Origin of the sequence: Listeria sp. ILCC792, from assembly GCF_900186135.1 — a bacterium.
Taxonomy (GTDB): domain Bacteria; phylum Bacillota; class Bacilli; order Lactobacillales; family Listeriaceae; genus Listeria; species Listeria goaensis.
Map to the genome: position 1 here is coordinate 167277 of NZ_FYBO01000003.1, position 20123 is coordinate 187399.

General features: G+C 43.6%; 20 protein-coding genes. 1 reads left to right on the forward strand and 19 read right to left on the reverse strand.

Translation table 11 applies throughout. From position 1 onward, the window contains the following. Nucleotides 1–159: 159 nt before the first annotated feature. From ffh to CFS60_RS05645, 15 genes are all read right to left on the reverse strand, one after another. Entirely contained in the window at nucleotides 160–1518 is a 1359-nt protein-coding gene (gene ffh / locus CFS60_RS05575) for a signal recognition particle protein (RefSeq protein WP_088809526.1), read from the reverse strand. A gap of 11 nt (nucleotides 1519–1529) precedes the next feature. Beyond that, nucleotides 1530–1862 carry a putative DNA-binding protein gene (locus tag CFS60_RS05580; protein ID WP_088809525.1) on the reverse strand — a complete coding sequence of 111 codons (333 nt, stop codon included), beginning with the start codon at nucleotides 1860–1862 and terminating at the stop codon, nucleotides 1530–1532. A 99-nt stretch (nucleotides 1863–1961) separates the two neighbouring features. Beyond that, nucleotides 1962–2948, reverse strand: coding sequence for a signal recognition particle-docking protein FtsY (gene ftsY / locus CFS60_RS05585; protein WP_208611162.1), 987 nt, complete (start codon nucleotides 2946–2948; stop codon nucleotides 1962–1964). A 14-nt stretch (nucleotides 2949–2962) separates the two neighbouring features. Continuing rightward, entirely contained in the window at nucleotides 2963–6523 is a 3561-nt protein-coding gene (gene smc, locus CFS60_RS05590) for a chromosome segregation protein SMC (RefSeq protein ID WP_088838965.1), read from the reverse strand. A gap of 16 nt (nucleotides 6524–6539) precedes the next feature. Next, nucleotides 6540–7232, reverse strand: a complete 693-nt coding sequence (gene rnc, locus CFS60_RS05595; RefSeq protein WP_088809522.1) for a ribonuclease III — start codon at nucleotides 7230–7232, stop codon at nucleotides 6540–6542. A 214-nt stretch (nucleotides 7233–7446) separates the two neighbouring features. Beyond that, nucleotides 7447–7680 (reverse strand): acyl carrier protein, encoded by a 234-nt coding sequence (locus CFS60_RS05600; protein ID WP_007476458.1) that lies wholly within the window; start codon nucleotides 7678–7680, stop codon nucleotides 7447–7449. Between the two features lie 92 nt (nucleotides 7681–7772). Next, nucleotides 7773–8516 (reverse strand): 3-oxoacyl-[acyl-carrier-protein] reductase, encoded by a 744-nt coding sequence (gene fabG, locus CFS60_RS05605; protein WP_088809521.1) that lies wholly within the window; start codon nucleotides 8514–8516, stop codon nucleotides 7773–7775. Continuing rightward, the gene (gene fabD / locus CFS60_RS05610) at nucleotides 8513–9451 is read right to left on the reverse strand and encodes an ACP S-malonyltransferase (RefSeq protein ID WP_088809520.1); all 939 of its coding nucleotides are present in this window, start codon (nucleotides 9449–9451) and stop codon (nucleotides 8513–8515) included. The genes fabG and fabD overlap by 4 nt, the downstream gene beginning before the upstream one ends. After that, on the reverse strand, nucleotides 9448–10455 hold the full coding sequence (gene plsX, locus CFS60_RS05615; protein ID WP_088809519.1) for a phosphate acyltransferase PlsX: 1008 nt from the start codon (nucleotides 10453–10455) through the stop codon (nucleotides 9448–9450). The genes fabD and plsX overlap by 4 nt, the downstream gene beginning before the upstream one ends. Before the next feature lie 5 nt (nucleotides 10456–10460). Beyond that, entirely contained in the window at nucleotides 10461–11042 is a 582-nt protein-coding gene (gene fapR, locus CFS60_RS05620) for a transcription factor FapR (protein ID WP_088809518.1), read from the reverse strand. A gap of 154 nt (nucleotides 11043–11196) precedes the next feature. Continuing rightward, complete coding sequence (gene recG, locus CFS60_RS05625; RefSeq protein WP_088809517.1) at nucleotides 11197–13245, reverse strand: ATP-dependent DNA helicase RecG; 2049 nt, start codon at nucleotides 13243–13245, stop codon at nucleotides 11197–11199. Beyond that, nucleotides 13238–14128: an L-serine ammonia-lyase, iron-sulfur-dependent, subunit alpha gene (gene sdaAA / locus CFS60_RS05630; RefSeq protein ID WP_088809516.1), complete on the reverse strand. Its 891-nt coding sequence runs from the start codon at nucleotides 14126–14128 to the stop codon at nucleotides 13238–13240. Before sdaAA ends, recG begins: the two co-directional genes overlap by 8 nt. A gap of 24 nt (nucleotides 14129–14152) precedes the next feature. Beyond that, nucleotides 14153–14815, reverse strand: coding sequence for an L-serine ammonia-lyase, iron-sulfur-dependent subunit beta (gene sdaAB, locus CFS60_RS05635; RefSeq protein WP_088809515.1), 663 nt, complete (start codon nucleotides 14813–14815; stop codon nucleotides 14153–14155). Between the two features lie 16 nt (nucleotides 14816–14831). Then, nucleotides 14832–16487 (reverse strand): DAK2 domain-containing protein, encoded by a 1656-nt coding sequence (locus CFS60_RS05640; RefSeq protein ID WP_088809514.1) that lies wholly within the window; start codon nucleotides 16485–16487, stop codon nucleotides 14832–14834. A 15-nt stretch (nucleotides 16488–16502) separates the two neighbouring features. Further along, the gene (locus CFS60_RS05645) at nucleotides 16503–16868 is read right to left on the reverse strand and encodes an Asp23/Gls24 family envelope stress response protein (RefSeq protein ID WP_088809513.1); all 366 of its coding nucleotides are present in this window, start codon (nucleotides 16866–16868) and stop codon (nucleotides 16503–16505) included. A gap of 286 nt (nucleotides 16869–17154) precedes the next feature. Between CFS60_RS05645 and rpmB the strand changes: the two genes are divergently transcribed. After that, nucleotides 17155–17343 (forward strand): 50S ribosomal protein L28, encoded by a 189-nt coding sequence (gene rpmB / locus CFS60_RS05650; protein ID WP_036096174.1) that lies wholly within the window; start codon nucleotides 17155–17157, stop codon nucleotides 17341–17343. 176 nt (nucleotides 17344–17519) lie between these two features. On the opposite strand, the gene CFS60_RS05655 is transcribed toward rpmB, so the two are convergent. The 4 genes from CFS60_RS05655 to rsgA are packed head-to-tail and all read right to left on the reverse strand — an operon-like array spanning nucleotide 17520 to nucleotide 20119. Then, entirely contained in the window at nucleotides 17520–17879 is a 360-nt protein-coding gene (locus tag CFS60_RS05655; protein WP_088838966.1) for a hypothetical protein, read from the reverse strand. 2 nt (nucleotides 17880–17881) lie between these two features. Beyond that, entirely contained in the window at nucleotides 17882–18529 is a 648-nt protein-coding gene (locus tag CFS60_RS05660) for a thiamine diphosphokinase (protein ID WP_088809511.1), read from the reverse strand. A gap of 58 nt (nucleotides 18530–18587) precedes the next feature. After that, a complete protein-coding gene (gene rpe / locus CFS60_RS05665) occupies nucleotides 18588–19244 on the reverse strand; it encodes a ribulose-phosphate 3-epimerase (protein ID WP_088809510.1) in 657 nt (218 codons plus the stop codon). Then, the gene (rsgA, locus tag CFS60_RS05670; protein ID WP_088816261.1) at nucleotides 19244–20119 is read right to left on the reverse strand and encodes a ribosome small subunit-dependent GTPase A; all 876 of its coding nucleotides are present in this window, start codon (nucleotides 20117–20119) and stop codon (nucleotides 19244–19246) included. The genes rpe and rsgA overlap by 1 nt, the downstream gene beginning before the upstream one ends. Nucleotides 20120–20123: the final 4 nt, after the last annotated feature.

The window sequence follows — 20123 nt, forward strand, 5'->3', positions numbered from 1 at the left end:
TTTACAAGCAAAGAATCTGGAACATAAATAAAAAATAAGCATAAACCCAGTAAAACCCATTTTAAAAGATGGTATTATTACTGGATTTATGCTTTTTTATTTTTCCTTTTATAGAGGGAAAAATCTGATTATGTCCCAAGCTCTTTTGCTTTAAGATTTTTAAAACGGCATTTTAAAATTACCAAATGGATTTTTCCCTTTTTTACCTTTTCCGCCCATGCCGCCGGACATTTGTTTCATCATTTTTTTCATTTCATTGAACTGTTTGAGGAGGCGGTTTATTTCCTGAATTGGACGGCCACTTCCTCTTGCAATTCGTTTTCTGCGACTTGCGTTAATGATATCTGGATTGTCTTTTTCCATTTTTGTCATGGATTTAATGATGGCTTCGATATGACCAAGTTGCTTATCATCCACTTGCATGTTATCTAGGCCTTTCATTTTGTTAGCGCCGGGTAGCATCTTCAGGAGTTCATCAAGCGGGCCCATTTGCTTCACTTGTCCTAGTTGTTCAAGGAAATCATCAAGCGTCATGGAGTTTTCTTTCATTTTCCGCTCCATTTCACGCATTTTTTCCTGATCCACGTCAACTTGAGCTTTTTCAATAAGAGAAAGAACGTCACCCATTCCTAAAATTCGTGAAGCCATTCGGTCCGGATGGAAGGTTTCTAGGGCTTCCATTTTTTCACCCATACCGACAAATTTGATTGGCTTGCCGGTTACGGCGCGAATCGAAAGCGCGGCACCACCGCGGGTATCGCCGTCTAGTTTGGTTAGGACAACGCCGGTTACGCCGAGTTGCTCGTTGAAGCTTTCAGCGACATTGACCGCATCTTGCCCCGTCATGGAATCCACAACGAGTAAAATTTCTGCAGGATTGGCTACTTCTTTGACGTCTTTTAGTTCGCCCATCAATTCGGCGTCGATATGAAGGCGGCCGGCTGTATCGATAATTACGTAGTCTAAATGTTCTTCTTTCGCTTTTTCAATAGCTTGTTTCGCAATTTCGACAGGGCTCACTTGGTCCCCTAGGGAGAAAACGGGGATGTTCAGTTGCTTGCCTAGTGTTTCAAGCTGTTTAATTGCCGCTGGACGATAGATGTCTGCTGCAACTAAAAGCGGTTTGCGATTTTGTTTTTTGCGGAGTAAATTTGCCAGTTTCCCTGTTGTCGTCGTTTTACCGGCACCTTGAAGACCGACCATCATCACAACTGTTGGTGACTTCTCAGCCACAGCGATTTTACTTTCTTCACCGCCCATTAAATTAGTTAATTCTTCTTGGACAATTTTAATGACTTGTTGGCCTGGTGTGAGGCTTTTCATTACGTCTTGACCAACTGAGCGTTCACTTACTGTTTTAATAAAGTTTTTGACCACTTTAAAGTTAACGTCTGCCTCAAGTAAGGCTAAACGGACTTCGCGCATCATTTCTTTTACATCTTGTTCGGAAACTTTTCCTTTTCCGCGGATTTTATTCATCGTTTCTTGGAGTCTGCCTGCTAATCCTTCAAAAGCCATCTTTTTTCCTCCTAATCGATTTCTTTCAATTCTGTTAACATTCGTTCGATATTTTTATCAAAAAAAGGTTCTTTTTCGAGTTGTTCGGAAAGTTTTTTAAGAAGTGCCTCACGGCGAATGTATTTTTCCAACATGCCTAGTTTTTTTTCGTAGTTTTCGAGTCCTTCTTCAGTTCGCTTGATATTGTCGTAAACGGCTTGACGACTTACTTCAAACTCTTCAGCGATTTCACCGAGAGAAAAATCATCTAAATAATAAAGTGAAATATACGCTTTTTGTTTTTCTGTGAGTAAACCTTGGTAGAAATCAAATAGTAAATTCATTCGAGTCGTTTTATCGAACAAGCGAAACACCTCTTTCTCCCTTTTAAGATTACGTGTTTAGTCAAAGAATGTCAACTAAACAGACGAAAAATGCGACCTCAGAATTAGGCCGCATTTCGTTTATTTTTCTGCATCGATAACATCGGCGAAAAGTCCGTAAACATATTCGTTTGCATCAAAAGTCTTGAGGTCGTGAATGCCTTCGCCGAGTCCGACAAATTTAACGGGAATCTCCAGTTCATTTCGAATGGCAATGACGATACCACCTTTCGCGGTGCCGTCAAGTTTCGTGAGCACGATTCCAGATACGTCGGTTGCTTCCTTAAATTGCTTGGCTTGCACGAATGCATTTTGTCCGGTTGTAGCATCTAAGACGAGCAATACTTCATGCGGCGCGTTTGGAATTTCACGCGTGATGACACGCTTTACTTTTTCGAGCTCATTCATTAGGTTGACCTTATTCTGAAGTCGGCCTGCCGTGTCGCAAAGTAAAATATCGGCATTTTTCGCCTTAGCAGATTGTACCGCATCAAAAATCACTGCCGCTGGATCTCCGCCTTCAGCGTGTTTAATTATATCTACGCCTGCGCGTTCGCTCCAAACTTCAAGTTGGTCAATCGCGCCAGCACGAAAAGTATCACCCGCAGCAAGCACGACTTTTTTGCCTTCTTCTTTGTATTTATGCGCCAGCTTGCCAATTGTAGTTGTTTTCCCTACACCGTTCACCCCGACAAATAAAATAACCGTTAAGCCGTCACTTTGCACATTGACACGTGCATCAAACTCTTCCTCGCCTTCGTAAATCGCAACAAGCTTCTCAACGATGACCTCTTGCACTTCTTTTGGATCGCTAATATTGCGCAGTTTTACCTCATGTTTCAGTTGATCAACAAGCTCCATCACCGTTTCAAAACCAACGTCAGCACCAATTAAAACTTCTTCAATGTCTTCGAAAAAGTCATCGTCCACTTTACGGTAGCGCGCCATGATTTCATTTAATCTTCCTGAAAAACTTTTACGCGTTTTGCTTAAACCTTCTTTATATTTCTCGGTCGTTTCCTCGTTTTGACCGCTCATTTTTTCTTTTAATTTTTTGAAAAAAGTCATCGCATTGTTCTCCTTTATTTGATTAATTCTGCGGTTTCCTCTAGACGAACAGAAACTAGTTTCGAGACACCCGATTCTTGCATCGTCACGCCATAAAGGACGTCAGCCTCTTCCATCGTTCCTTTGCGGTGTGTGATAACAATAAATTGTGTGTCTGCTTCAAAATTTTTCAGATAGCGACTAAAGCGCGTCACGTTCGCCTCATCTAGTGCCGCCTCCACCTCGTCCAGAATACAAAACGGTACTGGACGAACGCGAATAATCGCGAATAATAAGGCAATCGCCGTTAGCGCACGTTCTCCCCCAGAGCGGAGCGATAAATTTTGTAACTTCTTGCCAGGAGGTTGCGCCACGATATCAATCCCCGTTGTTAGCAAATCTTCCGGGTTAAGAAGCACAAGTTCCGCGCGACCGCCGCCGAAAAGTTCAGGAAATGTAATGGCAAATTCATGTTTAATCGCCTCAAAACTTTCACCAAAACGTTTTTTCACTTCCTCGTCCATTTCGTCCATCACTTGGAACAGTGTTTCTTTCGCGTTTAATAAGTCTTCTTGCTGGCCTGTCAAGAATGTGTGACGCTCATTAATGCGGTCAAATTCTTCAATCGCGCCAATATTCACCACACCAAGTTCATCAATCGAGCGTTTCAAAAGCCGCACTTTGCTTCTAAGCGTTTCTATATCAAATGCTTCGATGTGCTTTTCTCTGGCCGCTTCTGGCGTCAACATGTAAGCCTCTTGCAAGCGCTCCGTGCGATTTCTGACGTCCACTTCCGCTTTCCCAATTTGAATTTCAGCTTTATTTTTTTGCTCTAAATAAAAACTCGCCTGATTATTCTTCTCCGCGATACGCGCCTCCAAATCAGCAATTTCCGCCTGAAGTTCCGCTTTTTCGCTGCTCAGCGTTTCAATTTGCTTGGCTACCGCTTCTTTTTGCGACCTCGTACGTTCGATTTGCTCACTAGCTTCCGTTTCGCTCGATAAGACGTTTGTTAAATTATCTTTTAGTGTCAGCAATTTATTTTCGAGTTCTTCTTTTTGCAAATAATTTTCATGAAGCGTTTCCTCGACACGACTCACGTCCGTTTTGGCCTGCTCAAACTCCGATTTCTGCACCGCAATTTTCGCTTTCAAATTGGAGAGCGTTTCCTCATCGGATTTCAGTTTGCTTTCGGCAACTTTACTTGCCTCTATCATCGTGGCGATTTCGGCGTCCATTTCGGTAATTTTTGTTTCAATAGTAGCATTTTTCTGTTCTAATTCGGCTTTTTTCGCCTTTAAGCGCGTTTCTTCATCTGCCGATTCTTGCGTTTCTAAATCGTATAAGGAAAGTTGCTGATTCAGGCGTTCTAGCGCTTCTTGTTCGCGCGTTCGCTTGCCTAAAAGTTCTTGTTCGCGAAGTCGTAAGTTTTCTCCAACTAAACGCGTTTCTTCTAGCTCGTCTTGTTTTTTGTGCAAACTTTCCTTTAAATTTTTAACAACCGTTTCTTTTTCGCGTGTTTCGGTTTCGAGCTCGGCAATGGTTTTCATGAGCGTTTCAAGCTCACTCTTGCGCGTGATAATCGATGATTTCCCTTGTTTCGTCGCCCCACCGGTCATTGAACCACCAGCGTTTACGACGTCACCATCAAGCGTGACGACGCGGTAGCGATAATTAACGAGCTTTGCAAGTTGCCCAGCGCCTTTTAAATCCTTCGCGAGAATTGTCGTTCCGAGTGCATTTAAAATGACCGGTTCAATTTTCGTGTCATAACTCACCACATCGCTCGCTAACGCAACGAAAGATGGTTGATTTTTAATCATATTTCGCGTCGCATCAGGTAAATGGCGCGGCTGAATCGTGGATAGCGGCAAAAAGGTGGCGCGCCCAGCGTGCGTTTTCTTTAAAAAGCCAATTCCAGCACGCGCCGCCGCATCATCTTCCGTCACAATATTTTGCGCACTCGCGGAAAGCGCGATTTCAAGCGCCTTTTGGTATTTTTCTGGGATTTCAACAAGCTCAATTAATGCGCCAATAATCCCCGGAAGTTCATGTTTCGCTTTTAAAACTTCACGCACGCCTTGGTAAAAGCCAGCATAATCGTCTGCGAGCTCCTCTAGCGTTTCCTTACGGGACTTCATTTGTTGCACTTTTTCATAATGGCGGTACAGATCACGTTCGCTCGTTTCAAAACGAGCATTTTGTTTCGAAAGGGTCGCTTTCACTTCCTGATAAATTTCGAGTTGCTCATTTAACGCCTCTTTCAGCTCATCAAGCGCTTTGGTCGTTTCTTCTTCTGCCGCATTTAAATCCGTGCGCCCCGTCAAATGCTTCTTATTTTCATTTTCGAGCTTTTCTAACCGTATCGCCATTTGCGCAAATTCGCGGTCGATGTAGCCTAAATCGTTACGAATCGTCGTCTGTTCATATTTTAATTCAAATAAATCACTCTTGCGGCTTTCAATCGCCTCTTCCGAAACATCCGCGTATTGCGCCATTTTTTTCGTGATTGCGGCCTCTTCTTCCGTCATAACGCGAAAAGCCGTTTCCTTCGCAAGCAGCGCGTCAAGCAGCACTTGTTTCTCTAGCTCAAGCGTCTCGATTTTACTCTGAATAAGCTCGAGCGTTTCCGCGTGAGCCAGCTCATTTTCATTCCCGTGCTTTTTACGCTCTAAAAATAAATTCCGCTCGCCCTCAAGCTGTTCCAACCGCTCCGTGCTCGTTAACAACTCCGCCCGACTCACTTCGAGCGTTTCCTCCATTTTGCGCAAAGCATCTTTTCGTTCAAAAGCGCTTGTTTCTAGTTCGCTTGTTTCTTCTCGAAGTGCAATAAGCGCCGTCTGATTTTCCTGAAAATTTGTGCGCCACGAACTAAGCGTTTCCGTAATCGTCTCAATTTCCGAACTTAAAAGCGTGACTTCGAACTTTTCGAGTTCCTCCACTTGATACAAATAATCCTTGGCAATGGAAGCTTGCATTTCAAGTGGTTCCAGCTGCCCATCTAATTCGTATAAAATATCTTGCACGCGATTTAAATTTTCTTCCGTTTCAAACAATTTATTTTCCGCTTGTTTTTTGCGGTTTTTATATTTCAAAACACCAGCTGCCTCTTCAAAAATTGAACGGCGCTCTTCCGGCTTACTATTTAAAATTTCATCGATTTTCCCTTGCGAAATAATCGACATCGATTCGCGCCCAAGCCCAGAATCCATAAATAAGTCGACAATATCTTTTAAACGACAACTTTGTTTGTTAATCAAAAATTCGCTATCGCCGTTTCGGTAAATCCGCCGCGTCACATAAACTTCGCTATACTCAAGCGGCAAAAAATGATCGTTGTTGTCTAAAACGAGGGAAACTTCCGCAAAATTGATTGGCTTACGGGTATCGCTACCCGCAAAAATAACATCGCCCATTCGACCGCCGCGAAGACTCTTCGCAGATTGCTCACCAAGAACCCAGCGAATCGCTTCCGTAATATTACTTTTTCCACTTCCGTTTGGCCCGACAACCGCCGTCATACCCGGTACAAAATCAATCGCCACTTTGTCCGCAAATGATTTAAAGCCATTCATTTCAAGTCGTTTTAAAAGCACGCAAGAATCCCCCTTCCTAGTCTACGCGCAAAACTTGCCGTATCGCATACTCTGCCGCATTTTGCTCTGCCTGTTTTTTTGTTCGCCCCGTCCCTTTCCCGAGGACTTGCCCGTTCACAACAACTTGCGCTTCAAACGCTTTGTTATGAGCTGGCCCTGTTTCGCCTAAAATATCATATTGAATAAGGACGTCGCGGTCCCGCTGCACAATTTCCTGCAACTGCGTTTTAAAATCAACCGTTTGCATATAAATGCCTGTATCGATTTTCGGAAAGACAAGCCGTTCTAAAAAGCGAATGACCGCCTGAATGCCGTTATCCAAATAAAGTGCGCCAATAAAGGACTCAAAAACGTCAGCGAGGAGCGCTGGTCTTGTTCTGCCTCCCGCTTTTTCTTCTCCTTTTCCTAAGCGAATGTATTTCGAAAAATGGACCATCTCGGCAAATTCAACGAGCGACGGCTCACACACGATTGCAGCGCGCATTTTCGTCATTTGTCCTTCTGCCATATCAGGGTATTTTTTAAATAAATAATCAGAAACAGTAAGTTCTAGCACGGCATCGCCTAGAAACTCAAGTCGTTCGTTATCTTGTAATTCTTCATGTCTATGTTCGTTCACATAAGAAGAGTGTGTAAATGCGGTTTGCAAAAGCGCCACATTCGCGAAGTCAAACCCCACACTTTCTTGTAATTCTTCCCATCTATTCATCAACTTGCTCCTCTCCAAATCTTTCTAGCGTCGTGACAAATTGTCATTCGTCTAGCTGTTCGGCGTTAAATTCACAAGTTCATTTTCTAAACAGCCTAAATTTAGCTGCTTAGAAAATGAACCTCAGTCGAAAAAGAGGCTGCCTAAAATCGTTTTGCTCGCGCCGAGGCCTGAACAAAGCGACTAAGACACCCTCATTTATCTCGTCACATTATTATGCATTTGCCTCTATGTACTTCACTGCGTCACCAACTGTAGCAATTTCAGCAGCGTCGTCATCAGAGATTTCAACTCCAAATTCGTCTTCAAGTTCCATTACAAGTTCAACAACGTCTAGGGAATCAGCACCTAGATCATCTTTGAAGGAAGCTTCTAAAGTTACTTTGGATTCTTCGACACCTAAACGGTCAACGATGATTTTTGTAACTTTTTCCAATACTTCTGCCATTATTACTTCACCTCCCTCCAAGTATTATAAAGTATTTCACGCGTGGCGTAAACTATTATTTTATCAGACTCCTGACAAAGTCATTAAATCCCTTACATGCTCATGCCGCCGTCGATAGAAAGCACTTGACCTGTAATGTAGCTAGACTCATCACTCGCCAAAAATTTCACTGCATTTGCGATATCTTTCGTTTTACCATACGCCCCGAGCGGAATTTGCGCAAGCATAAGCTCTTTTGTGTTTTCATCTAGTTCGTCGGTCATTTCAGTTTCGATAAAACCAGGTGCGACAGCGTTGACGTTAATACCCCTTGGCGCTAGTTCACGCGCAGTCGTTTTCGTCAAACCAATCATGCCCGCTTTACTTGCCACGTAGTTCGCTTGACCAGCGTTACCGATAATCCCAACGACAGAAGTCATATTGATGATTTTCCCAGCGCGCTGCTTCATCATCGTCCGCGCAACTGCCTTCGTGCAAAGAAATGTCCCTTTTAAGTTGATGTTGATGACATCGTCCCATTCGTCTTCTTTCATACGCATGAGTAAATTATCGCGTGTAATGCCAGCGTTGTTGACCAAAATGTCAATACGACCGAAACGATTCGTGACTTCTTTAAAGAAAGCTTGCACTTCTTCTTCACTCGAAACATCAGCCTTCATCGCTTCCGCTTCCACGCCGAATTCGCTCACTAAATCAAGTGTTTCCTTAGCCGCATCAGCGCGGCCGCCGTAGTTGAAGAAAATATTTGCGCCTTCTTTTGCAAGCGCCAAAACGATTTCGCGACCAATGCCACGTGAGCCACCTGTTACAACCGCAACTTTTCCTTTTAATGTCATGCTAAATCCCCCTTTAGTGCTTGCGCAACTTCTTGAATGCTCGCCGCGTCACCTGCCGCAAGAACCGTTACATCGCGATTGATTTTTTTGATCAAGCCAGAAACCACTTTTCCAGCGCCAATTTCAACAAAAGTATCCACGCCTTTTTCGATAAGCGCTTCAATTGTTTGCTCCCATTTAACTGGTGAGTAAATTTGTGCAACCAATTTTTCGTGCAAGTCTGCTTCATTTGTCGTAAAGGCCACATCAACATTATTTACTACGGGAATAAAGCCAGTTTTAAATGTCACTTGATCAAGAACTGCGCCGAATTTTTCGGCTGCTGGTTTCATAAGCGCCGAATGAAACGGCCCGCTTACAGCAAGTGGCAAGACGCGTTTCGCACCGCGCTCTTTAAGACGAGTGGACGCTTCTTCAATGCCCGCTGCCGTACCAGAAATAACAATTTGTCCAGGGCAATTATAGTTGGCGATTTGAACCGGCTCACTAATTTCAGCAAGCTCAGCCGAAATTGCATCTGCATCAAGACCAAGTACAGCCGCCATCGCACCTGCTCCGTTTGGAACGGCCGCTTCCATCAATTTGCCACGTTCATGTACTAAAAATGCCGCATCCGCTTCATCTAAAAAGCCCGCCGCAACTAGTGCGCTATATTCGCCAAGGCTGTGCCCAGCAACAAAATCAGCTTTCACACCATACGTTTCAAGCGCACGTAAAATCGCAACACTTGTTGAAACTAAAGCAGGTTGTGCATTTTCTGATTTTGTTAAACGTTCGATAGGTCCTTCTTGAATGATGTCCGTTAACGAAAACCCTAATTTTGCGTCCGCCGCGTCGTACACGTGTTTTGCTTCAGGATACGCCTCTCTAACGTCCATTCCCATACCTACTTTTTGTGACCCTTGTCCCGGAAATACAAATGCAATTTTACTCATGACTCGCTTCCTCCTAATTTCCCTTTATCAATTTCGGCTTTAATCGTACCAACCATATCTTTTTGTACCATGTCGCGCGCTTGGCGAATCGTTGTGAAAATCCCGTGCGCATTAGACGAGCCGTGCGCCTTAATAACTGGTGCTGAAACGCCGAATAAACACGCACCGCCGTATTCGCTATAATCCATTTTCGCTTTCAATTCGAGCAAGTCCTTTTTAAGTACGCCCGCAGCGAGTTTATTTTTAAATCCGTTCATCAAACTCATTTTTAGCATCGAGAAGAAAGCCGCACCAGTGCCTTCGAGGCTTTTTAAAACCATGTTGCCCGTGAAGCCGTCTGTTACAACGACATCCGCCACGTCCATGAGCAAATCACGTGACTCAATGTTGCCGATAAAGTTGTACGCCGTTTGTTCTTTCATGAGGGCGAACGCTTTTTTCGTCAGCTCGTTCCCTTTCGTTTCTTCCGTACCAATGTTTAACAGCCCAATACGCGGTCGTTCGATTTTCCGCACTTTTTCCGCATAAACCGAACCCATCAGCCCAAACTGCAACAAATGCTCAGGCTTCGCCTCCGAGTTCGCGCCAAGGTCAAGCATCACAAACCCTTTCCCACTTATTGTAGGTAAAGTGGGGGCTAGTGCTGGCCGGTCGATTCCCTTGATTCGTCCAATGACGAAAAGCCCAGTGGACATGAGCGCGCCTGTGTTCCCAGCTGAAATGCAAGCATCCGCTTGACCATCTTTCACAGCTTGTGCCGCAAGCACCATCGAAGAATTCTTCTTACGTTTGACCGCCCGCACTGGTTCATCATCACTTTCAATTTTTTCATCTGTATGTATAATCTCTACGCGCGTTTTATCCGTTAAAAATTCTAAAATTTGTTTTTCATCACCAAAAAGCAGAAACTCAAGATCTTTAAACTGGGCTACTGCTTGCATAACACCAAGAACAATTTCTTTTGGTGCATTGTCACCGCCCATTGCATCGATTGCTATTTTCATTATCGTCAGTCCTTTTTATTTTTTTCAGTGGCGTGATACATTTCAAACTTTCCTTTTAAAATAATTTCATCACCCACATAGCTTTTCACATCTACAATTGTGATGGATCTTTCGTTTGTTTGCGGCCTGACAGTTGCCTTCGCAATCACTCGCTCACCTTGTTTCACTTGGCGAACAAACCTAACCGTTGCTTGCGTTGTGAGCGCTAAGTCATTTGGAATGACCGCTGTTGCGAGCGAATTGGCTTGCGCGAACAAATGATGACCACGCGCAATTTGATTTCGTTTAAACACGTGTTCCGAGCTTACATCAAACAATGAAATGGCACTTTTACTTGGTTTAATGTCAATAATTTCGCCGATAACTTCTTCAAGCGGGATACTTTTCACAGAATCTGAGTAGTTTTCGCTAGCAACATGCTTGATGCGCTCGCGAAGTTCTGGGATAGAGAGCGCCACGCGGTCAAGACGGATAGTTTGCACACTCACATCAAATTCCGTAGCAAGTTCCTCATCCGTAATAAACGGGTTGGACGCTAACACGTCTTGCAACTTTGTTTGTCGCTCTTTCTTTGAATATTTTTTCATTCAGGCTACACATCCCTTTATTTTGTGATACTAATACCTGCTACTAAATTTTGAATAGACGAACGCACATTTTTCCTTCTGCCACCTTTTGAAAAACTCGTACGCTAATATGTTATAAAAAAAGCGCCTTACTTGCAAGTTTTTTCTATAAAACCTAATCGAGCTTTTGCTCAGAAAAAACGCCAAGTTCGTCTAAAATTTCGTTTAGTTTCTGGTATTCCGGGTTTTCGAGCATATTTTTTTCGGTCATTAAAACGAGTGCATCTGTGCGCGCTACTTCTAAAACGCGATAGTCGTGCACCATGTCTGCGACTTTAAATTCCGGAATGCCGCTTTGTTTCTTGCCAAAAAAGTCGCCTGGTCCGCGCAGTTCTAAGTCACGTTCGCTAAGTACGAAGCCGTCGTTCGTTTCGGTCATGATGGTCATGCGTTCTTTCCCGACTTCGGTTTTAGGATCGGCAAGCAGGATACAATACGACTGACTGCTACCGCGGCCGACCCGTCCGCGCAATTGGTGGAGTTGTGACAAGCCAAACCGATCTGCGTCGTAAATGACCATCATTGTCGCGTTGGGCACGTTTACGCCGACTTCGACAACCGTGGTGGACACGAGGCAATCGATTTTTTTATCATAAAAAGCACGCATGAGCGTCTCTTTGTCGGCCGGCAGAAGCTTTCCGTGCATGAGTCCTGGCGTATGACGACCGCGCCATTTATTTTGCAGTAAATTATAAAAATCGACTGCATTTTGCACATCTAGTTTTTCCGATTCCTCGATGAGCGGACAAATGACGTAGGCTTGATGTCCTTTTTCGATTTCTTTTTCGATAAAACCGATGACGCGTTCTAACATGTCATGTTTGACCCAAAACGTTTCAATATTTTTGCGCCCTGCTGGCAGTTCATCAATAATCGAAACGTCCATTTCGCCAAAAGCCGTAATCGCTAGCGTCCGCGGAATTGGGGTTGCCGTCATAAAGAGCACATCTGGATACTCGCCTTTTTCGCGGAGAATGCGCCGCTGATCCACGCCAAAGCGGTGCTGTTCATCAGTAATGACAAGGCCTAGGCGATGATAAATCACTTCGTCTTGAATAAGCGCATGCGTCCCGACTAAAATATCAATTTCACCCGTTTCGAGTAAAGCTAAGAGTTCCTTGCGCTTTTTGCCTTTCACACTACTCGTCAAAAGTCCGACCGTAATATCGAATGGCTGAAGCAACTCGACAAGCGAATCCGCATGTTGTTCGGCTAAAATTTCTGTTGGTACCATGAGCGCGCTCTGAAAGCCGCTTTTTGCCGCCGCAAACATCGCAATGCTTGCCACTACCGTTTTTCCAGAACCAACGTCCCCTTGCAGGAGGCGATTCATATGCAGATGCGATTTTAAATCCCCGCAAATCTCATTGACAACGCGTTTTTGAGCGTCGGTCAGCGGAAATGGCAGCGCGTCAATGTATGCACGCAATTCTTCGACATTGTAGTCAATCTGAATGCCACCAGAACGCTCGCGCTCAATTTTACGGAAATACTGCATCTTCAATTGGAAAAGTAGAAACTCTTCGTACACCATTCGGCGACGCGCCTGCTTCAAGTCGTCATCGTTTGTTGGAAAATGGAGTTTGGCAACCGCCTCGTAGCGACCGATTAATTGGTACTTGTCGAGCAATTCTTGCGGCAAGATTTCTTCAATGCCCTGCCCAAATAGCTCAAACGCATTTTTCAAATGTTTTTGAATGGTCTTGTTGCGCATATTGCCCTTTAGACGGTAGACGCCCTCCAAACTCTCTTCGGTAGATTTTTGGCCGCTTTGAAATTTGCTAGCCGTAATTTGCGCGCGATTTTTGTCCCATTTACCGGAAATTGTGACCGCATCTCCAAGCGTCACCTTGCTTTTTAAATAGGGCTGGTTAAAAAAGTCGACTTTTAAAATTTGACCGTCTGCCGATAAACGAAACGATAGCTTTGATTTTTTTCGACCATAAAAAGCGACGGTTGGTTCGGTTAAAACTTCGCCATAAACGGTGATGCGGCTTCCGTTCTCTACGACGGACAAATCCCGCATGCGATAGTCTTCGTATCGATACGGGAAGTTCCAAAGCAAATCATATATCGTTTGGATACCGAGTTCGCGAAACGTTTTCGCGGTTTCTTCACCAATGCCTTTTAGTTCTGTGAGTGGAATGCGCGAAAGCTTACTCACCGATTCCTTCTGGCGACAGGCCGAAGATTTTCGCTTGAATCATTCGACCGGTTGGGGTTGCCGCCAATCCTCCTTCTGCTGTTTCTCTTAAGCTGCTAGGCATTTGAAGACCAACGCGGTGCATCGCTTCGATGACTTCATCACACGGAATTCGGCTTTCAATTCCAGCAAGCGCCATATCGGCTGAAATAATCGCTTGTGAGGAACCTAGCGCATTGCGTTTGACGCAAGGTACTTCTACAAGGCCAGCAACTGGGTCACAAACAAGGCCGAGCATGTTCTTCATCGTCATGGCCATCGCATGGGCGGACTGCTCGGGCGTACCGCCTGCTGCTTCAACTACGGCCGCTGATGCCATCGCACTTGCCGAACCTACTTCTGCTTGACAGCCACCTGCCGCGCCGCTTATAAACGCATTGTTGGCAACGACGAAACCGAATGCGCCAGCGGTAAACAAAAAGTTCACCATTTGGTCGTGCGTTAAATTTAGGCGCTCCTTTACCGCGAATAAAACGCCTGGAACAACACCTGCGCTGCCAGCTGTGGGCGTTGCGCAGATAACTCCCATCGCCGCGTTCACCTCATTCGTCGCAATCGCTTTTGCTACAGAATCCAAAAGAACTTCTCCGGATAAAAACTGTCCTTTTTGGATATACTCTTTCATTAAGACGGCGTCACCGCCAGTTAAGCCTGTAGTGGATTGAACGCCCTTTTCACCTTCTAAAATGGCGTCTTCCATCACTTGAAGATTTTTTGCCATCGCCGAAGTGACTTCCGCACGGCTTAAGCCGGAAACGTTCATTTCGCGCTCAATCATAATTTCAGAAATCGGTTTCGCTTCCCGATTTGCTATGTCCACGAGTTCTTTCACTGTCCGGAACATCTTATCTAACTCCTTCCAAAAGACCTACAAAACGATACTTGCCACTTGGAAAATGCCGTCTAGTTTGGCGATTTCAAGCGTAAGTGATTCATCCACTTGTTGGTCCACTTCAATGACCATGAGCGCGTCATCGCCTTTTATTTTGCGTGACACTTTCATTGCGCCAATATTGACTTCATAATCCGCAATAATTTTCGTAACCGAGGCAATAATGCCGAATTTATCTTCATGTAGCACGAGCAGTGCTGGCGCAGTACCCGTAAACTCCAGTTCAAACTCATTAAGGCGAATGATTTCTACTTTTCCGCCGCCAATAGAGGCGCCTACGAGCGTCATCTGCTTCATCCCATTTTTCAACACAAGTTTAACGGTGTTAGGGTGGGGTGCTTCTTCTGTTTCTTCAATGAATTGAATGTGCATGCCCCACTCTTCAGCGAGTTTTGGCGACTCTTTCATGCGCGGGTCGTCCGGCAAGAATCCGAGAAGTCCGCCGATGAGCGCAACATCTGTGCCGTGTCCTTTATATGTTTTAGCAAACGAACCATAAAGATGAATTTCAACTTGGGCGGGCTGTTCACTAAAGACGCTTCTTGCGATGGCGCCAATGCGGCTCGCGCCTGCTGTGTGGGAGCTTGACGGGCCAATCATCACTGGGCCAATGACATCAAATACACTATTAAATTTCACGAGGCACCTCTTTTCTTTATTCTACTGAAAAAATATACGGGTAAACGGGCTGTCCGCCTTCATGGATTTCAAATTCTACATCGCTAAACTCTTCTGTGATGCGCGTTTCAATTTTGGCTGCATCTTCTTCTGATACACCTTCGCCTAAAATAAGCGTCACAATTTCGCTATCTTCATCTAGCATTAAACGAAGCGTTTCAACGGCCGTATCTTCCAGTCCAGCTTGACTAATTTTAATCGCACCTTCTACCATGCCGATATAATCACCCTTTTTAATGTCCACGCCTGACACGCTTGTATCACGAACGGCTGTCGTCACTTGGCCACTGGCAACATCTTGGATCGCCTCTTTCATCTGCCCAACATTTGTGCTGAAATCCGCATCAGCTTGGAAAGCGAGCATACTTGCTAGACCTTGCGGAATCGTTTTCGTAGGAATCACTTGCACATGCTCTTCGCCTAGCAATGCCGCCGCCTGATCCGCCGCCATTAAAATATTTTTATTGTTTGGCAAAACAAAAACTTGTTCAGCATTCGCCGCTTTAATTGCAGCCACGATATCCTCTGTGCTAGGGTTCATCGTTTGACCGCCTGAAAGTACATTTGCTGCCCCAAGGCTTTCAAAAAGGGCTTTCATTCCGTCACCTGCTGAAACCGTCACAATTCCAAACGGCGTTTTCGGTTTCACATCTTCATTTTTTCCGACAATCGCATCATGCTGCTCGCGCATATTCTCCACTTTCATTTTAATCAAGCTACCGAACTCTTGACCGTAATTAAACACATCGCCTGGATGCTCAGTGTGCACATGAACTTTTGCCACTTCATCATCTGAAACGACTAAAAGCGAATCGCCCATCGTACTCAAATGATTGCGGAATTCCTCTTCATTGAATGCTTTTTGTCCGGGTTTATTTTCATTAATGCGCACCATAATTTCCGTGCAATACCCGTAAGTAATATCCTCAGTGGACATGAAATCTTGCACGTGTTTATGGTGTTCAGCATTGACGAGTTCATTCATGGAAGCCATATAATTTGGCACCTCCATTTTTCCAGTTAGCGCACCGTAGAATCCTTCATAAATAATCATAAGCCCTTGGCCGCCGCTATCTACAACGCCTACTTCTTTTAAAACTGGCAATAAATTTGGCGTATTATCCAGTGCAATTTTGCCTTTTGCAATAATTTCCGCCAAGACCACTTCAATCGTAGCCTTTTCCTCCAAAGAAGCTTGTAAGCCAGCTTTTGCCGCCTCGCGCGCGACAGTTAAAATCGTTCCTTCGACCGGTTTCATAACAGCTTTATATGCGGTTTCAACGCCTTTTGCGAAGCCTCTTGCAAAGTCTTCTGGCGATAATGTTTCTTTATTTTCAACAGCTTTTGAAAACCCTCTAAAAAGTTGGGATAAAATAACGCCAGAATTTCCTCGCGCGCCCATCAAGAGTCCCTTCGCTAAATTAGCACTGACGGCTCCGGCATTAGTTTTGTCATTCGCCGAAACTTCCACTGCGCCACTTGTCATCGATAAATTCATATTGGTTCCAGTATCGCCGTCTGGGACAGGAAAAACATTTAAAGAATCAACAAAATCAGCATTTTTTGATAAATTTTCCGCTCCCATCGCAATCATTGTTGCCCATTTTTCTCCATCTAACTGATAAGTATTCAAGTTAAATAATCCTCCTTAGTCCTCGTTTAGCACTTTAACACCCTGCACATAAATATTAACTGAATCAACAATTAAACCGAGTGTTTTTTCTAAAGTATATTTGACGCGATCTTGCACGTTATAGGCTACTTCTGAAATTTTCGTTCCAAAACGAACAATGATGTACATATCAATATGAAGGCTATCTTCTTCTTTTCTAACGATGACGCCTTTTGTATAGTTTTCTCTTCCTAAAATGTCTGTTAAGCCGTCGCGAATTTGGTGTCTGCTTGCCATGCCGACAATCCCAAAGTTTTCTTCTGCCGCCCCACCAGCAATTGTTGCAATAACTTCATCTGTAATATCTACTTTGCCGAGTTTTGTTTCTATTTCAAGTGACATTTTAACTCCTCCTCACACATTCTTTCACTTTCGTTCTACGTTTTTATCCGTTCGCATCTATTTTACTATAATCCATGAGTGATTGAAAGTATCTGTTTTTTCACCTTATTAATTTCAAGTCCTCCTGCTGTCAAGTAAAAAAACTTAGCACTAATTTCGCGCAAACACTTGCAAGAAACATCTAGGTATGATAAATTATTCTAGTGTATGAAATTAACAAAAGATGTTTTCTGTCTGTCTTGATATAAACGTCTTATGAGAACTTCTGGTAAGGAGGGGTTAAGTTATGGCAAAAGAATGCGTAATTACAGGTCGTAAATCTCGTTCTGGTAACCGTCGCTCGCATGCGATGAATTCAAGCAAACGTACTTGGAAAGCTAATCTTCAAAAGGTTCGTATCCTCGTAAATGGTAAACCGAAAAAAGTTTGGGTTTCTACTCGTGCGCTTAAATCTGGTAAAGTAGAACGCGTTTAATTGAAGCAAGATAAATGCAGCGATTCCATTCGGTGCATTTTTTCTTTTCTTTTTGTAAAACGCTTACAAAAAAAACACTGGTACTTACATAAAAAATAAGCCTAAATTCAGTGAAACCCATTTTTAAAGATGGCGTTATGACTAAATTTAGACTTATTTCTTTTACAGAACAAATGTTAACTATGCCCAGACTCTTTTGGCAGATTATCACTTACTGATTTTGCAAGCACTCCGCAAATAATCATAAACATACCTGAAAAAATATGTAGGAAAATAAAGGCGGGAACGCCGCTTACAACCAAAATCGGAATGGCGATTTTGTATTTTTTTTGCCATAAAAAGCTGTATCCAACAACGAAACTCGCAAAAAAGATGATGCTTGCGATAAACATAAGCATGATTGGCACTTTTAAATCAGCCGAATAGTTTCCTGAGAAAACATTTTTTGCGGAGACGACTTCAATGTAAAAGCTAAACAAAATCGCGAGTCCTCCGAAAATAAGTGCTAAATTTCTTTTATTTTTCCAAAATGGCATTTTTACTCATCCTTACTTTGTGTCATTAATATCAAGCCGGTTTGAAACGAAAAAGCGGCTTTGGATTGGCTAAATTCATTGCTCGACAGCGCCCTACCAAACGGGAAATCGGCATTTTCTAACGGATATTTAAACCCTTTTAAAGTTAAACCGCTGACGTTTGACATGGTCGTAAAGGCTACATATTTTTTGTCCGCCTGTTTGACAAGCGTATACTCGCCAGGCGCATACATTTTCATGTAATTGTAGCGGTCAATCATTTCAACGAGCGGAATTGCATCAAAAAACTTTGGTTGTGCGAGCATCATTAAATTCGCCAGTAAATGGTCCATTCGGCCACCTGTCGCGCCGAAAATACGAATCAAGTTGGGCTCCATTGCAATTGCGGCTTCTAATCCGATTTCCGTATCGGTTTGATCTTTTTCAGCTGGAAAAACGCGTACGTCTGCTACTTTTGTTTTTAAGTCGGCAAGTTCCGCTTTCGTTAGCGAGTCGAAATCTCCTAAAGCTATTTCAAAGGGGATATTTAAATCGAGCAGGCGTTTTGCCCCACCATCGACGCCTAGCCAAGTGCTTTTTTCGTTCGTATAGGGTTTTAAATCGGGCAGTTCAGACGCAGGACCGCCGACCATAATGTTGACAATTTTCATCGTTTTCTTCCTTTCCAAAAAAGAAGCAATAGGTGTACTTAAGCCTATTGCTCCCCTTCTAGTTTCCAACGACAACGCGGAGATTATCCATTGGAATTTTACGATCTTTATTTCCATAAATGTAGCTTCCAGCAACGAAAACATTAGCGCCAGCATCTAAGCATGCTTTAGCTGTTTCACGATTAACGCCACCGTCCACTTCGATTTCAATATCGAGTCCTTTTTCATCAATCAACGCTTTAAACGCCGCGATTTTTTCTAGCACTTCTGGAATAAAGCTTTGCCCACCAAATCCCGGGTTGACGGTCATAAAGAGAACCATATCAAGCTCATTTAACACGTGGAAAAGCGTGTCAATGGGTGTTGCGGGATTCAGTACGGCAGCCGCTTTCACGTCGAATGAGCGAATGTGTTGGAGCGTGCGGTGCAAGTGCGTGCATGCTTCAACGTGGACAGAAATGTAATCGGCGCCAGCTTTTGCAAATTGCGGAATGTAGTTATCTGGGTTTTCAATCATTAAATGGACGTCAAGCGGCAATTTGGTGCGCGGTCTAATTGCTTTTACGACATCTGGACCAAACGTAATATTAGGAACAAAATGGCCGTCCATCACATCAATATGCAAATAATCGGCGCCTAAGCGTTCTACTTCGGCAATATCTTTTTCCAAATTCGCAAAGTCTGCGCTTAAAATTGAAGGTGCAATTTTTCCCATCATGAATACCTCGGCTTTCTATTTTTTAATTCCGTTAAAATTTGTAAGTAATGCTCATAACGAAAATCGGCAATTTCATCTTCTAAAACAGCTGTTTTCACCGCACAATTGGGTTCATTTTCATGTAAACAACCGCGAAATTTACAGCCAGAGCGCCGATCTTCAATTTCTGGAAAACAAAATTGTAAGTTTTCAGGCTCTAAATTATCCCATTCAATGGAACTAAATCCGGGTGTATCGGCGATAAAACCATCACCAATTGGCAAAAGCTCTACATGTCGTGTCGTATGCCGACCGCGGCCGAGAGAAGTTGAAATTTCCCCCGTCTGCAAAGTTAAATCAGGATTTAATTGATTTAAAAAGGTCGACTTACCAACACCCGATTGCCCCGCAATAACCGCGGTTTTTCCGTGAATCAAGTCCAAAATAGCAGCTTTATCAACATCGCTCCCAGTCAAAAATACCTCGTATCCAGCATTTACATAAATATCGCGGTAATTTTCAATGGCTTTTCTTTCTTCTTCTGTGGCTAAATCCATCTTACTGATGCCAATCACCGGACGAATATCTTCTTTTTCAATCGCAACTAGAAAGCGGTCGGTTAAATTGGTGGAGAAGTCCGGTTCCACTGCTGAGAAAATGAGGATAGCAATATCAATGTTCGCAACAGGCGGACGAACTAATTCATTTTCACGAGGTAAAATATCTAAAATATAACCGTCCGTCTGATTATCCGCTTGAAAAGTGACGTCATCACCAACAAGAGGCGTTAGTTTTCGTTTTCGAAAGTTTCCTCTTGCTCTCGTTTGATAGACCGTACCTTCATGAAACACGTAGTAAAAACCACTTAACGCTTTAATAATTTGTCCTTCCAGTTTT

Bases quoted from the DNA above. Each gene is read 5' to 3' on its own strand.
- ffh (WP_088809526.1), bottom strand. From the start codon at position 1,518: ATGGCTTTTGAAGGATTAGCAGGCAGACTCCAAGAAACGATGAATAAA.
- ftsY (WP_208611162.1), bottom strand. From the start codon at position 2,948: ATGACTTTTTTCAAAAAATTAAAAGAAAAAATGAGCGGTCAAAACGAG.
- rnc (WP_088809522.1), bottom strand. From the start codon at position 7,232: ATGAATAGATGGGAAGAATTACAAGAAAGTGTGGGGTTTGACTTCGCG.
- CFS60_RS05600 (WP_007476458.1), bottom strand. From the start codon at position 7,680: ATGGCAGAAGTATTGGAAAAAGTTACAAAAATCATCGTTGACCGTTTA.
- fabG (WP_088809521.1), bottom strand. From the start codon at position 8,516: ATGACATTAAAAGGAAAAGTTGCGGTTGTAACAGGTGGCTCACGTGGC.
- fabD (WP_088809520.1), bottom strand. From the start codon at position 9,451: ATGAGTAAAATTGCATTTGTATTTCCGGGACAAGGGTCACAAAAAGTA.
- plsX (WP_088809519.1), bottom strand. From the start codon at position 10,455: ATGAAAATAGCAATCGATGCAATGGGCGGTGACAATGCACCAAAAGAA.
- fapR (WP_088809518.1), bottom strand. From the start codon at position 11,042: ATGAAAAAATATTCAAAGAAAGAGCGACAAACAAAGTTGCAAGACGTG.
- sdaAA (WP_088809516.1), bottom strand. From the start codon at position 14,128: ATGTTCCGGACAGTGAAAGAACTCGTGGACATAGCAAATCGGGAAGCG.
- CFS60_RS05645 (WP_088809513.1), bottom strand. From the start codon at position 16,868: ATGTCACTTGAAATAGAAACAAAACTCGGCAAAGTAGATATTACAGAT.
- rpmB (WP_036096174.1), top strand. From the start codon at position 17,155: ATGGCAAAAGAATGCGTAATTACAGGTCGTAAATCTCGTTCTGGTAAC.
- CFS60_RS05655 (WP_088838966.1), bottom strand. From the start codon at position 17,879: ATGCCATTTTGGAAAAATAAAAGAAATTTAGCACTTATTTTCGGAGGA.
- CFS60_RS05660 (WP_088809511.1), bottom strand. From the start codon at position 18,529: ATGAAAATTGTCAACATTATGGTCGGCGGTCCTGCGTCTGAACTGCCC.
- rpe (WP_088809510.1), bottom strand. From the start codon at position 19,244: ATGGGAAAAATTGCACCTTCAATTTTAAGCGCAGACTTTGCGAATTTG.